The sequence below is a fragment of the Muricoprocola aceti genome (assembly GCF_025567005.1).
GTDB lineage: Bacteria > Bacillota > Clostridia > Lachnospirales > Lachnospiraceae > Marvinbryantia > Marvinbryantia aceti.
This window is the reverse complement of sequence record NZ_JAOQKE010000003.1, coordinates 48,229-62,198: the sequence shown is the minus strand read 5'-3', so window position 1 is coordinate 62,198 and position 13,970 is coordinate 48,229. Positions and strand designations below refer to the sequence as shown.

11 protein-coding genes are annotated in these 13,970 nt (G+C 44.5%); 2 read left to right on the top strand and 9 right to left on the bottom strand.

The features are described 5' to 3' along the window. Window positions 1–15: 15 nt before the first annotated feature. Together OCV47_RS04160 and OCV47_RS04155 are read right to left on the bottom strand one after the other, a co-directional pair. Window positions 16–3,996, bottom strand: a complete 3,981-nt coding sequence (locus tag OCV47_RS04160) for an FtsX-like permease family protein (RefSeq protein WP_262653995.1) — start codon at window positions 3,994–3,996, stop codon at window positions 16–18. 22 nt (window positions 3,997–4,018) lie between these two features. Continuing rightward, a complete protein-coding gene (locus OCV47_RS04155) occupies window positions 4,019–4,723 on the bottom strand; it encodes an ABC transporter ATP-binding protein (RefSeq protein WP_262653992.1) in 705 nt (234 codons plus the stop codon). A gap of 246 nt (window positions 4,724–4,969) precedes the next feature. Between OCV47_RS04155 and OCV47_RS04150 the strand changes: the two genes are divergently transcribed. Next, on the top strand, window positions 4,970–5,488 hold the full coding sequence (locus OCV47_RS04150; RefSeq protein ID WP_262653991.1) for a shikimate kinase: 519 nt from the start codon (window positions 4,970–4,972) through the stop codon (window positions 5,486–5,488). Window positions 5,489–5,558: 70 nt separating this feature from the next. Here OCV47_RS04150 and OCV47_RS04145 read toward each other — a convergent pair whose 3' ends face one another. The 6 genes from OCV47_RS04145 to OCV47_RS04120 all read right to left on the bottom strand — a co-directional run bounded on the left by OCV47_RS04145 (window position 5,559) and on the right by OCV47_RS04120 (window position 12,465). Continuing rightward, the gene (locus OCV47_RS04145) at window positions 5,559–5,738 is read right to left on the bottom strand and encodes a hypothetical protein (RefSeq protein ID WP_262653990.1); all 180 of its coding nucleotides are present in this window, start codon (window positions 5,736–5,738) and stop codon (window positions 5,559–5,561) included. Window positions 5,739–5,874: 136 nt separating this feature from the next. Continuing rightward, complete coding sequence (locus OCV47_RS04140; RefSeq protein WP_262653988.1) at window positions 5,875–7,599, bottom strand: hypothetical protein; 1,725 nt, start codon at window positions 7,597–7,599, stop codon at window positions 5,875–5,877. 82 nt (window positions 7,600–7,681) lie between these two features. Beyond that, window positions 7,682–9,025: an MATE family efflux transporter gene (locus OCV47_RS04135; RefSeq protein ID WP_262653986.1), complete on the bottom strand. Its 1,344-nt coding sequence runs from the start codon at window positions 9,023–9,025 to the stop codon at window positions 7,682–7,684. Window positions 9,026–9,160: 135 nt separating this feature from the next. Next, window positions 9,161–10,087, bottom strand: a complete 927-nt coding sequence (locus tag OCV47_RS04130) for an ABC transporter permease (RefSeq protein ID WP_317244137.1) — start codon at window positions 10,085–10,087, stop codon at window positions 9,161–9,163. A gap of 77 nt (window positions 10,088–10,164) precedes the next feature. Further along, window positions 10,165–11,184: an ABC transporter ATP-binding protein gene (locus OCV47_RS04125; protein WP_262653981.1), complete on the bottom strand. Its 1,020-nt coding sequence runs from the start codon at window positions 11,182–11,184 to the stop codon at window positions 10,165–10,167. 3 nt (window positions 11,185–11,187) lie between these two features. Beyond that, the gene (locus OCV47_RS04120; protein ID WP_262653980.1) at window positions 11,188–12,465 is read right to left on the bottom strand and encodes an NEW3 domain-containing protein; all 1,278 of its coding nucleotides are present in this window, start codon (window positions 12,463–12,465) and stop codon (window positions 11,188–11,190) included. A 242-nt stretch (window positions 12,466–12,707) separates the two neighbouring features. Here OCV47_RS04120 and OCV47_RS04115 point away from each other — a divergent pair, with 242 nt between their 5' ends. Continuing rightward, window positions 12,708–13,382, top strand: a complete 675-nt coding sequence (locus OCV47_RS04115; RefSeq protein ID WP_262653979.1) for a response regulator transcription factor — start codon at window positions 12,708–12,710, stop codon at window positions 13,380–13,382. A 202-nt stretch (window positions 13,383–13,584) separates the two neighbouring features. Here the strand turns inward: OCV47_RS04115 and OCV47_RS04110 are convergent, their stop codons facing one another. After that, window positions 13,585–13,938 carry a PBECR2 nuclease fold domain-containing protein gene (locus OCV47_RS04110; protein ID WP_262653977.1) on the bottom strand — a complete coding sequence of 118 codons (354 nt, stop codon included), beginning with the start codon at window positions 13,936–13,938 and terminating at the stop codon, window positions 13,585–13,587. Window positions 13,939–13,970: the final 32 nt, after the last annotated feature.

Sequence of the window (13,970 nt, the reverse complement as noted above, 5' to 3'; positions counted from 1 at the left end):
CTCGTTTCTACCATATTATTCAATACTCTTCAGCGATTCCACCATATCGATTTTTTTCAGCTTCTGATGCATGACTGCATTGACCAGTACGGAAAATACAACCGTAAATACTGCGGAAATCAGATAGCTTGGTGGATTAATATTCCGTCCAAACATGGTTGCATCTACTTCCACTGTGGTGATAACAAAGTAATGCAGTATTTTTCCCATTCCCATGCCGGCCAGTATGCCAATCGCTGTAATCAGTATGTTTTCCCGGTACACATAGGCATCAACCTCCCGGTCATAAAATCCCAGTACCTTCAGCGTCGCCAGTTCCCGCTTTCGCTCATTGATATTGATATTGCTCAGATTATACAACACCACAAAGGCCAGCAGTCCGGCAGATATAATCAATACCACAATTACAGAATCCAGCGTAGACAGCATACTGTCAATCTGACTCATTGTTGATATAGTATAGCTGATACTCAGTGCCGCCGGTTCATTCAAAAAGCCCTGGCCGAGCGTTTCCAGTGATGCCATATCTGTGCCACTTTCTGCCCGGAACATGATTTCATTGTATTCCGGTACTTTTTGTGTACATGCTTCATATAATCCCGTTGTCATATAGATGTAATGGGACAGATAATTTTCTGTCACTGCTGCAATCGGCACCTCGATAGCTCCCAGTTTTTCGTCCTCCAGTATGAGCGTATCTCCGGCTTTTACGCCACACAGATCGGCAATCTTCTCTGTAATCACAGCGCCCTCGTCCGTCAGCTGATAATGCTCACCACTTTCGCGGTCACGAAATACCAGAAACTCGCTGACCTGTTCCATATCCTCCGGTACCATCAGGTATACATTCCAGGACTTCTTATCACGTCTCACGGTTTCTTTCTGCATCAATGCCTCAGTAGCATTTGCTACCATATCATTTTTGTCAACACGCTCCTTCAATGCCTCTTTTTCTTCCGGCGAAGCATCCGTATCTAAAATTACCAGGGCGTCATAAAGCTGTAACTGGTTGAACTGCAGATGTCCGATATTGGAAATCGAATCCCTTAGACCATATCCCACCAGCATCAGTGCCATACAGCCACCGATACCAAATACTGTCATGAAAAATCGCTTTTTATAACGAAGCAGATTTCGCACTGTTGATTTCCAGCTGAAGCTTAAATGCTTCCAGATAAACGGTACACGCTCCAGAAATACCCGCTTTCCTTCTTTTGGTGCAGGCGGCCGCATCAATACCGCCGGTGTAGTGGCAAGCTCTTTATAGCAGGCCGCCAGCGTAGCCAACATGGTACTTGCCAGAGCCGCAACGGTAGCAATTATTGCAAATTTCATGTTATAAGGCAGCTCGATATTGGTCATGTGATGGTACATAATCCGGTAAGATGTCACTATGACAAACGGCAGGAATTTTTCTCCGAATGCGATACCTGCCAGGCTGCCTCCCAATGTAGCAAATAAAGCATAACAAAGATACTTGGATGCAATGGCTGCTTTTCCGTATCCAAGCGCCTTCAGCGTACCGATCTGTGTCCGTTCTTCTTCTACCATTCGTGTCATAGTGGTCAGACTGATCAGCGCTGCTACCAGGAAAAACATTACCGGAAATACCTGACCGATATTTCTCATACGGTCTGCATTTTCTCCATATCCGATATTTTCCGGCAAATCACTGCGGTCGCTGACGGTCCATTCCGGCATCTTCAGATCTGCGACTTCTTTTTCTGCATCCGCCAGCTTCTTTTTCCCATCAGCGATCTTATCCTCCGCCTCTTTTTTCCCCTTTTCATACTCGATTTTTCCATCTGCCAGCTTATCCTCATTTTCAGCCAGTTCTTTTTCTCCATCTGCGATTTCTTTTTTACCGTCTTCCACGCTCTTTTTCGCATCTGCAAGTTTTTGTTCCGAGTCTGCCAGCTTTGCTTTTCCATCTGCCAGCTGAGCTGCTCCGCTTTGTAATTCTGCTTCTGAATGATTCAGCTTTTGCTCATTTTTTCTGATCTTCTTTTTTGCCTCTTTCAGCTGTTTTTTCCCATCCTCCAGCTGCGCCCGTCCGGAATCAATCTCAGCCTGTGCAGATGCAATCGCAGCCTCGCCCTCTTCAATTTGCTGCAAAGATGCTTCCAGCTGAGCCGGTACTGCATCCAGTTGTAGCTTTCCTTCGTCCAGCTGTGCTCTGGTAGCTGTCAGCTGTGCTTCATTTTCTGCAAATGCTGCTTCCGCAGTGGCAATTCCCGTCTCAATCTCTGCAATATTACCTTGCAGCTGCTGAATCTGTGCGTTTACCTCGTCCAACGCTCCCTGCGCCTGTGCCTGTTGCTCCTGTGCCTGAACAAGAGCTGCATTTTGTGCATCCAGCTCTGCCTTGGCACTGGCAATCTGCCCAGGAAGTGCATCCAGTTCTGCCTGTTCTTCTGGCGATAATCGATATTTATTTTCATCCAGCGTCTCATCCTCTCCCAGAGCATCCTGTGCAGCCTTTCTCTCTGCTTCCAGCTGCGCTTTCTTTTGCTCCAGTTCTGCCTTTCGATTCTGCAGTGTTGTCAGATTCGCCGAAGCAGCATTTACCGCATCTTGAAGCTGTGCCACTGCCGCCTGTGCCTGAGATACTGCATCCGTCAGGCTAGATACATTACTCTGCAGCACTGCCAGCCCGTGCTCACAGGCTGCCTTCTGTGCTTCCAGTTCTGCCTTCTGTGCCGGCCAGGCTGCCACAGCCGCATCATACTGTTCTTTTCCCTCTGTATAAGCCACTTCTCCGGCCTGATACTGAGCAAGCTGTTCCTCATACTCTTTCTTACCAGCCTCATACTGCGTCCGTCCGTCTGCCAGCTCTGCTTTTTTCTGATCCAGCTGCTCCTGCGCACTATCCAGCTTCGCAGTGGTCTCCTTATAAGTGGTATCGAATTTATTTTGTTTACTTTTCAGTGTCTTTTTTCCCTGATTCAGTTTATTCCATCCATCATTTAACTGCGCGCGTCCATCTGCCAGCTTCTGCTCATTCTCTGCAACCTGTGTTCTGCCGTCTGCCAGCTCCTTCTCTCCATCCCGGATCTTTTTCTCCCCGTCTTCCAGATCCCGCTTCGCCCTCGCCAGCTTCAGCTTTGCATCATAGATCTCATTCTCTCCATCATAGATCTCATCCCAGGCTTCGGACAGTTCGCTCTCAGCCTCCGCTTCACCATCTGCCAGCTCTTTTCTGGCATCCTCCAGCTTTTCATTCGCCTCATCCTGTATTTCCCGATAACGAATCTCACAGCGCTCTCCGGAAATATCTTCCAGTCTCTGCTGTACTTCTGCTATCAGCATATCATAGGCATCCGTATAAGCCGTCAGTATATCTGCTTCTTTTACTTTGATATACACATTCGTATAGACTTCATAATCAAAGTCTTCCGGCAGTATATATGCCGCTCCTGCCAATTCCCCTGTTCCCAGCGTGGTATTTCCCCGGTTAAAAGAAATATACAGTGGACTGCTTCCTGCTCCGACAATGGTAAACTCCTTTTTCTTCAGCTTATAATCATCCTCTTCCTCCAGAAAAAAGGTAATAGTATCTCCGATTCTGTAATCTGTTTTATTCAGAAACTCAATGTCTACAAAACATTCTCCGGATGTTTGGGGCAGCCGTCCCTCTTTGGCGGTCAACTGATTCAATGTCGGGGTGACAGACTCTACCCGCAGCGCATACCGGTCTGTTTCTTTCTCACATAACACATCTGTCATATAACCGGCTTCGGCCAGTTCCACACCATCCGTCTGGCTGATGGCCTCCACATCCTTTTCCGTCAGTCCCATGGTACTGATTGCCTTCAGGTCCATCAACTGATGCTGATCAAAATAAGCATCTCCGGAATACCGCATATCCGGGGCTGCAGACTGAATGCCGGAATAAAATGCCACACCCAGCGCCACAATCAGAAAAATGGAAATAAATCGATTCAGACTCTTTTTTACTTCCATATAAAAATCTTTTCTCAGTGCCTTTTTCTTCATAGACAGTTCCTTTATACTCCACTTACCATTCAATATCTGCCACAGACATCGGAGACTCATTCTGTCTCATGTCTGCTACTTTTCCGTTCTTGATCTTAATCACCCGGTCAGCCATCGGTGCAATAGCCGAATTATGAGTAATGACAATCACCGTCATCCCTTTTTCTCTGCACATATCCTGCAGCAGCTTCAAAATTGCTTTTCCAGTCTGATAATCCAGTGCCCCGGTCGGCTCATCACACAACAGCAGTTTGGGATTTTTGGCCAGCGCACGGGCAATCGATACCCTTTGCTGCTCTCCGCCGGACAGCTGCGCCGGAAAGTTTTTCATGCGATGCCCCAGACCCACTTCTTCCATTACCTGTCCCGCATCCAGTGGGTGCTTGCAGATCTGCAGCGCCAGCTCTACATTTTCCAGAGCAGTCAGATTCGGAATCAGATTATAAAACTGAAAAACGAAGCCAATATCATCTCTCCGGTATCCGGTCAGCTGCTTCTGATTATATTTTGCAATATCTCTGCCATCTACCAGTACCTGACCTGTAGTCGCTGTATCCATACCTCCCAGAATATTCAGCACGGTAGTCTTTCCGGCTCCACTGGGACCTACAATCACCACAAATTCTCCTTTTTCGATATCAAAATCAATGCCATCCACCGCACGGATCTCCACTTCACCCATCTGATAAATTTTCGATACATTTCTCAGCGAAACAAATTTTTCCATACTGTGCTTCTGCCTTTCTTTTTTACATAGTTACCTTTATCATAGCATATATCACTGTACATCTTCACTTAAATTTCTATAAACTGCGAGAAACACGCTTCGCGACCATTCCATTATCATAAATTGGTGTGCGCATGTCGCAGATATTTGTACGTGTAGAGAAGATTTTTTCATTGCAATTCCAGAATAGGTACGGTATAGTAGAATATTGAAATGATATGTATTTAAAAAAGAAAGGTTTTACATATGAATAAAAATAATATTATCTTAATCGGTATGCCAGGTGCAGGAAAAAGCACCATAGGTGTCGTTCTCGCAAAGGTGCTGGGTTATCAGTTCGTCGATACCGATCTGATCATTCAGGAAGAAGAAGGAAAGCTCTTATGGCAGATCATTGAAGAGAAAGGTGTCGAAGAGTTTATTAATATTGAGGATCGCATCAACAGCAAGGTAGACGTATCCAAATGTGTCATCGCCCCTGGAGGAAGTGCTATTTTCGGTGAGAATGCAATGAAACATTTTCAGGAAATTGGCACTGTTGTTTATTTGGATGTAGAATACCCAATTCTGAAAAAACGTGTTGGTAACTTCGAACGCCGGGGAGTCATTCTCCGCCATGGCAATTCTTTCAGAGACATTTATGAAGAACGCCTGCCATATTATCACAAATATGCACATGTAAAGATCTCCGAAAATAATCGGAATATTTCCCAGACAGTTTCTGCGATTGTAGACGCACTGGATCTGGCACCTGAATCAAGATAACAGAAAGAACTCCCGAAACTGTATTTTAGCAATTCCGGGAGTTTCCTAATATAAACTGTTTTGTCGCAACCTATTCCAGGATACCCTGCATCTCATTCAGTAATTTCTTTCGATATACAGGATCCTCTATACATCTTTTTAAATCATCCAGGCGATTCTCTTTTCCAATTTCTTTGCCACGTGCCTCACCTAATTGCTCACCTTTCTTTATCAACCTGTCTGATTCTAATTCCAGTACCTGTCCGCCCATAATCTCACCAAGACTTTTCCTGACATTTTTCGACTCTGAGAAACTATATTTCACAATTCTGTCAATTAACTCTCTGATATCTCGGAATTCTTTTTCCACTCCTCGGTCGAGCAGACAGATCATTAGGAACGGGATTTTATCTGATACGTATTTTTTTCTTCATAGATGTTCCGAACATCTCTGCATCACCTTTTCGTCCATATGGCTGAATGCTCAGTGTATAAGATTTTCCTTTCTTTTTACCATTCAGTGAAAAATACATACTATATTTTTTACCTTTTCCGCTGGCCTGTCTTCCGTTGATGTACAGCTTCTGTCCGGCCGGCAGTTTTTTCTTCAGTGTAACCGTTACTCTGAAGTCTGTATACCACCATTTTCTCCAGCCCACATACGTCAGATATTTCCATTTGTATCTCACTTTAACCTTTGATACTTTTACGGAACGGATTGCAGGTTTTTCTTTCCGCTGTGTCCGTATTGTTTTGTAAAGAGGTGTTCCTTCTACCCATGTTCCATCTGCTTTTTGCGCAGATTCCACAAATTTAAACTGATAATTGGTATTTGCTTTCAGTTTGTTCGCAACCGTTTCACCCTTCTGATTCTTGCCAAGACGTTTCCAGCTCGAACCTGATTTCTGATAAACAGCTACATCACTGGATCCATGACTTCCATTTGCCAGAACAGAAAATACCACCTGAGTTGGATAAACTTTGTAGTAAGGAACAGACGGCGTACCGGCTTTTGCAAAAACAGATAATCCTGCAGACGTCAGCCCATTGGTGGATGTTACCTTAATCGTAGCAGAGCCAGCCTGATATCCCCTATAGCCAGAAGCATCAAAGGTCACTGTAAAGCTTTTCGTATTTTCTCCGTAAACGCTTCCTTCTGTCTGACAGGAGATCTTGCCACTGCTCTCTATCTGATTGAGCTTATCGTCACTGTTTGCAGGGATCGTAGATGCAACAAATGTAAAAGTTCTTGGTGTATAACGGGTTCCTTCATCAATCGTCAGGTCGCTTTCTGTACAGGTCAGTGATACGCCTGTCGCCCGAATATAATCTCTTCCTGTCATTCGATAGCGATAGCTTGCATACTGTCCATTTCCTTTTGCACCAATAGCCAGCACATAAGTGCCCGGTTCCAGCCAGACTGATCCGTAGCTCTCCTGTCCGCCAGATTCCACTTTCAGCAATGCATTCTTCATACCACTGTCATTTCCGCTATACAGATATGCCATGACCTTTTTTCCATTTTCAGCAGTCAGCATCAGATTCTGCAGCCTGCGGTTTGGCGTATAAAATGTAAAATATCTTCCATTCTGGAATATATTATTACCGGAACAGATAATTCCTGTCTCTTCCGCACTCACACCTACTGACTTCGCAGCCTGGAAAGAACTGCCACCGTTTTCAGCCACTGTCGCCAGAGAAGGCTTTACCGTGATCTTGCTAGTACCTGTATATACTGAATTAAACTGGAATAGCATCTGTGCGTTTTCCCCTGACTCCATAATAACGTAGCCATTCAAAGTTGTTAACAATCCTGTACCGGCATTTTTACACAAAAACTGCTCCAGCTTTTGATCTGCTTGTATTATGTTCGTCCTTTGCACATTAATTGTAATATCCATTCTCATTCTGTACGACGTTGCATTTTTTAATACTACCGTACAGGTTTGCTCCTTGAAAGTCCCATCAAATTCCTTGCTCACTGACTTATTTATTTCCTTACAGATTATGTTTTGCCGATTCTCTGCCTGCACAATATGCTTCGGAACTGCCACTGCCATCAACAATGTAACCAGCATTGCCAGGATCATCCATAATCTGCAATTTCTTTCAACTGCTTTTTTCCTGTTCATAAAAAATCCCCCTTTCCTGATTCACATACTTTCTAGAGTATATATACTATATCGGGAAAAGAGGATCATTCCTATACTAATATTAGTAGTTTTTCTTTGGCATCGGATGCTTTTTCATAATGGCAAAATACATGGTCAGCAGCAATGCAGATGCCAGGATCCATGCCATCGGACTGGCAAGACATACGCCTGCATAACTGTGATAGTGAATGGCGATCAACGCCACGCTTCCACGCCCCACCAGCTCTGCAATTCCGGCAGTCATTGGCAGCAAGCCATATCCCATACCCTGGATACCATTTCGGTAGACATTCACCACAGTAAGTGGTATCAGGAACAATGCTGTGTATTTCATATAAGTATCTACCATACCTTCGATCTGCGTTGCATCGCCTGTAACAAACAGTCCCGTCACGATATATCCGAAGAAATACATCACCAGACCAATTACAACCGAAAAGATAACGCCAAACATGGTGGCTCTGGCAAATCCCTTACGCACCCGGTCATAACGTCCTGCACCCACATTCTGTGCCGCAAAGGTCGCCATAGCGGATCCCAGTGCTATGTATGCCTGACCGGCCATCTGCTCACACTTGGAGGCTGCAGTAAACGCTGCTACATAAGTAGATCCAAGTGTGTTCAATGCCATCTGTACCATCGTGGTTCCAATAGCAGTAATGGAATACTGAAATGCCATCGGCAGTCCCACAGCCAGCTGGTTTTTGATCAGTCTGCCTTCTACATGAAAATCCTCTCTGGTCAGGTGAAGAATTGGTACTTTCTTTACCATATAGATAAAACACAGCACCGCAGAAACTCCCTGGGAAATGACCGTTGCATAAGCAGCTCCTGCCACACCCATTTTTAATACAATAATAGATACCAGGTCCAGTATGATATTCATAGATGCAGAAAACAACAAAAAGTAAAGTGGCACCTTACTATTTCCCAGTGCCCTTAAGATGCAGGCAAACAGGTTGTACAATGCCTGTACTAGAATTCCGGCACAGATAATCATAATATACTGGTATGCATCATCAAAAATATCATCCGGTGTATTCATCAACACCAGCAAGCGATGCATTCCCAAAAGACTGATCGCCGTCAGAATAATGGTCGCCGCAATAGCAATCATTCCTGCAGAAGCTACACTTCTGCGCATTCCCCGCATGTCTTCCGCACCAAAACGCTGACTGGTCAGCACGGTAATTCCAGCCATTAATCCTGTCATAAAACCCAAAATCATAAAGTTAATGGTTCCTGTAGATCCCACCGCCGCCAATGCTTCCGTACTGACGAACTTTCCCACAATCACCGTATCTACTACATTGTAAATCTGCTGAAACAGATTTCCCGCAAATACCGGCAGTGCAAAATACAGGATATTCTTTCCTGAGCTGCCCGTTGCCATATTTTTTTCCATAACATTCTTCCTCATGATACAACTTCGATAATTTTCCATCAAAAAGTTCTGCCCTGCATAAAAGCAAGCCAGAACTTTTTCTACCTCACATTATTCTCTTTTGTCTCTGCTGTCAAGGACTTTTTCACAAATCTCTTAATTTCTGATCTCCTGTCTCATAAATCCGATATAAGATCCACCAAATGCTACCAGCATCAGCGCAATCAATCCAGTCAGATGCGGCCATACCAGAAGCAGGCTCTGTCCAAAGGACAGGTATCCTGAAATGGCACCTTCCAGTTGCTGCATAGTGACTACATTGACGGAACGAACAGTAGGATTCATAACCGTTGAAACCGCTTCACTATACAGATAATATGGAGAAATACGGTTCAGCCCCAGCTTCAGAGTATAATTGTTCATCGTATTCAGCATCGCCTGATACTGTGTGGTAATCGGGTATGCCGCATTGGCAATGATATTTGCTACCATGCTCATAAAGATGGTAAAGAAGATCCACAGAGCGATAACCGCCATAGCAGATGTAGCAGAATGTCTGCACACAACTGAGAACAGAATCGACAGTCCCAGCCAGAAGTCCATATAGACCACGGTGAAAATCAGGAATGTCAGTACTCTCAGTACCTCTTCGGTCTGTGGTACCAGACCAGTTGCCATAACGCCAACAGCTCCTACAAAAATACCCATCGTAAATACCATGATCATAATCACAGCATTTCCTGCCAGGAACTTTCCAATGATGATCGAATCGCGGTAAATTGGCTGTGCCACCAGTCGATTCAGCGTCCCATTGTTTCGCTCACTGTTAATAGCATCAAATCCAAGAGTCAATCCCACGAATGGACCCATCAGAGCAATGATACTCATGAAAGATGGAATGGAATTGCCACTGGTGGTATAAATTTTCAAAAATACAAAGTTACTATCCTGGGATATGGCATCCGACAAACCACTTACTGCTCCATACAGACTGGCAATACTGGTTCCCAGAATCAATAACAGGATGATCAGGAAACGATTACTGCGCAGATGATCTGCCAGTTCTTTATGATAGAGTGCCATCAGGCCAGTATGTTTTCCAGCCTGGTTACCGGTCTCTTTTTTCACGGCTGCCTTTTCTTTTTTTAATACTGCTGCGGTCATTTCGTGCCACCTCCCCTGAATAATCTGTTATGTAATTTTCCCTTCTGGGTGGCTTTCATGGCAATGGCTTCTGCCTCTGCTTCTGCCCGCTCAAAGTACATTCGATAGATGGCATCCAGATCTCCGCCTCTCTGATGGAGATGTTGAATCGTATATTCATGGCTGCCCAGGAAGGACGTCAGCTGAGAACGAATATCATACTTCGATTCTACCACAAACATATTTCCTTCCTTCTGAATACTGGACACTCCCGGTTGTCTGCTGATCTCTGCCAGTACTTTATCATCACATGGGTCAACCTGCAGTTCCAGAGAATACTTCGTACTGTCCTGCACCTGATGCCCCAGATCTTCGATCTCTCCACAGGCTACCAGATTACCGTTTACAAAAATGCCAACCCGGTCACAGATCTGCTGTACCTGATACAACTGATGGGAAGAAATCAACAGCGTTCTGCCATCTTCCTTTGACATCTGTGTCATTAATTCCAGAAGCTCACGCATACCTTCCGGATCCAGTCCCAGTGTTGGTTCATCCATGATGATAATCTCCGGATCCTTCATCAACACATCTGCAATGCCAAGTCTCTGACGCATACCTTTGGAATAAGTGCCCGTCTTTTTATCCGCTGCATCTTCCAGTCTGACACGATTCAGTGCCTCATCACTGCGCTTCTTTATTTCTTCTTCAGACAATCCGTTCAGACGTCCGGTAAATGCCAGATTCTGTCTGCCGGTCAGATCCTGGTAAAAGCCTGGATTATCCGGCAGATATCCAACAATCTTCTTGATGCCAAGGGCGTTTCTGGTACAATCCATCCCGCAGATCGTAGCTGTACCGGCACTCGGTTCTGTCAGTCCCAGAAGCATCAGGATCGTTGTGGTTTTGCCGGCACCGTTAGGCCCCAGCAAACCAAATATCTCACCTTTTTTGATAGACAGGTTCAACTGATTCACCGCAATCTTTTCACCATAACGCTTCGTCAGCCCACTTGTCTGAATAATTACTTCGCCCATAACTTATCTTCTCCCGTATTTTTTAAATACATAGCCAAGACCTGCTCCCAGAACTACAATGATGGCAACTGCTGCCAGTCCCCAGCTGGTACGTGTCTTTACAGATACACGCAGGCTTGCGGTAGAAGTAGCTACATCATTCGCTGCTGTGACAGAGGCTACATAATCACCGGTAATTGCATCCGAATCCGGTGTAATATAAGCAGTTACTTCCTTGGTAGCACCTGCTTCCAGAAGATCAATCGTAGATTCATCAAAGCTCACATCCCAGTTGCTGGCTGCAGAAGATGTCAGATTCAGATTCGTCAGATCAACGTTACCTGTATTGGTAATGGATAAGGTTACTGCTTTCTTTGCATTAGCATAAGCATCTACACTTAAGTTACCACTTGGTGTGGATACTTCCACTGCATAAGATCCGGTAATGGTCATTTTCAGTTCTGTTGACAGCTTTTCTGAAGAGGAAATTGCAGAAATCGGAATTGTGTAATCTCCCTGTGTCAATGTCTCAGGCGGTGTAATTGCTACGGTAATACCCTGGCTGGCACCTGCATCTACGTTCAGGCTTGCTACTGCATTGCTTTCTCCGGATGGAGTAAATGTTACCTGCCATCCTTCCGGTGCTTCTGCGGAAAGACTGAAAGACTGTTCCGTTCCTTTGTTATTTACCAATGTAGTATCAAAGCTGAATGCGGTACCAGATGCTGCCTGTTGCTCTGCATATTCTGCAGTAAAGGTGCTGGCTCCGTTCTCTTCCTCTGATACATTCAGTGTCAATGTCACATCACTGGTTTCCCCGTCGTCTGTGACTGCTTCTACTGTAACATTGTAGTCACCTTCTGCTGTTCCTTCTGGAACTGTCAGACTTAAAGTTGCCAGACCTTCTGACACGTCTTTGGATGACTGAATATGTACTTTATTGATCTGGCCGCCATTTCCACGGAAATATCCATTCCATCCGTCCGGCAGATCCTTAATGCTAAGTGCTGCATCCTGACCGCTGCCGGTCTGATTGATAAAGTCCAGATCAAATGTAGTGGTCTCACCTGGTTTTACAGAAATACCTGGATAAGCGGTGCTCATTTCAAATGCACTGGCTGAGGTCACTTCCTGTGTCTCAGTATCAGTCTGTGGTGCGGCATAGACTGCTGCAGGTGTCACGAGACTGACCATACTCAGAAGTGCTGCTGTCATACCAATCGTCTTTAATCTGGATCGCTTGCCTCTTCCTTTCTCATTTGTAGTGTACTGATTGTTCAAATACAGTTGTCTCTTTCTCATGATCTGCATACTCCTTTGCTTCCAAATTTACTTCTCTGTTCAGGGCTTTTGAGAACTGTCCGTTCTGGCACTCGCCTGCCCCGTTTGCTGACGCTATAGTAAAACCTGAATTTAAACTAAATTTAAATAAAAGGAACGAAATTTTGAACATATTGTGAACTTGTGAAAATTCAGTGAACTTTGCTGTTTTTCCAGATTTTGGTGTTATACTGTGTTTCGATAAAAATGATCAGGGGGATATTATGTTTCGCATTTTAATTGTAGATGATGATAAAAATTCCAGACGCTATTATCACGCTATACTTTCCCATTCCGGTTATCAGCCAATTTGTGCCGATTCCGCTTCCATTGCGCTTCATATGCTGGAAGAAAAAAAGATCGACCTGCTTTTGGTTTCCGCACTCATGCCAGGTATGGATGGATTTACACTGACCAAAATGCTGCGAGACTGTGGAAATGATATGCCAATTCTGATGATTGCACCAAAGCATATGGCGAAAGATGTGAAAAAGGGATTTCTCATGGGAGTCGATGACTATATGGTCTGTCCTGTAGATGAAGATGAGATGCTGCTGCGAATCCGGGCATTGCTGCGCCGGGCGAAGATCGTATCCGAGCATGAGCTGAAGGTCGGTGATACCACTTTGGACTATGATACCCTGACAGTATCCATCCATGGCGAAGAATCTATCCTTCCTCAAAAGGAATTCTATCTGTTATATAAGCTGCTCTCTTATCCGAACCAGATCTTCACGCGAGACCAGCTGATGGATGACATCTGGGGACCAGAATCCGAATCCACAGAGGCTACCGTCAGTGTACATATCGGAAGACTTCGGAAGCGATTCGCAGACAGCAGAGACTTCTCTATCCATACCATACGGGGACTGGGGTATAAAGCGTGTGTGATGAACTGATAGCAAAGTATATAAACAAAAGGCTTCAACGATAATTGTTCTCATCGTTGAAGCCTTCTTCTTTTTAAATCATAAGTAATATAACCAGATAAATATTGGGCAGGCGTGCCATGCTCCTGCATCTCTCAGGCTTTCACCTTGTCTGTACCTTCGGCGTGTGGTTGACACGAAAATTTACCACCACAAATATTTCGCCCATTTTTTAGTTTCTATTTTGAAAAATGTTATTATTGAATATTTGTTTTAAAACAAAGGCTGTATTAGACCTGTTTGCCTCTAATATATAATCTGGATCTGCAATGATTTCAGAAAAATACTCTGCAAATCTTTCATAATCATTTGGATGTCTTTCTCTTATGTGCTTTATTTGATTATCAGTAATAATCACATCTTCTGTAACAATGTCATCTGTGATCTTCAGGATCGGATCTCCTTTCGTCAGCTGAGTACCTTCTTCTGCATAGACCTCCTCCACTTCCAGTTCCACAGCTGAGGTATCTGCGGCATAAACCTTCCAGGTTCCTGTGACCTGCATAGTCGTTACTGTTGCTGCCAAAAACAAACTGGTATATTTTTGTACTGCCCTTT

Coding starts and splice junctions, on each gene's coding strand:
- OCV47_RS04155 (WP_262653992.1), bottom strand. CDS start 4,723: ATGGAAAAATTTGTTTCGCTGAGAAATGTATCGAAAATTTATCAGATG.
- OCV47_RS04145 (WP_262653990.1), bottom strand. CDS start 5,738: ATGGGCGGACAGGTACTGGAATTAGAATCAGACAGGTTGATAAAGAAA.
- OCV47_RS04160 (WP_262653995.1), bottom strand. CDS start 3,996: ATGAAGAAAAAGGCACTGAGAAAAGATTTTTATATGGAAGTAAAAAAG.
- OCV47_RS04150 (WP_262653991.1), top strand. CDS start 4,970: ATGAATAAAAATAATATTATCTTAATCGGTATGCCAGGTGCAGGAAAA.
- OCV47_RS04140 (WP_262653988.1), bottom strand. CDS start 7,599: ATGAACAGGAAAAAAGCAGTTGAAAGAAATTGCAGATTATGGATGATC.
- OCV47_RS04130 (WP_317244137.1), bottom strand. CDS start 10,087: ATGGCACTCTATCATAAAGAACTGGCAGATCATCTGCGCAGTAATCGT.
- OCV47_RS04115 (WP_262653979.1), top strand. CDS start 12,708: ATGTTTCGCATTTTAATTGTAGATGATGATAAAAATTCCAGACGCTAT.
- OCV47_RS04135 (WP_262653986.1), bottom strand. CDS start 9,025: ATGGAAAAAAATATGGCAACGGGCAGCTCAGGAAAGAATATCCTGTAT.
- OCV47_RS04120 (WP_262653980.1), bottom strand. CDS start 12,465: ATGAGAAAGAGACAACTGTATTTGAACAATCAGTACACTACAAATGAG.
- OCV47_RS04125 (WP_262653981.1), bottom strand. CDS start 11,184: ATGGGCGAAGTAATTATTCAGACAAGTGGGCTGACGAAGCGTTATGGT.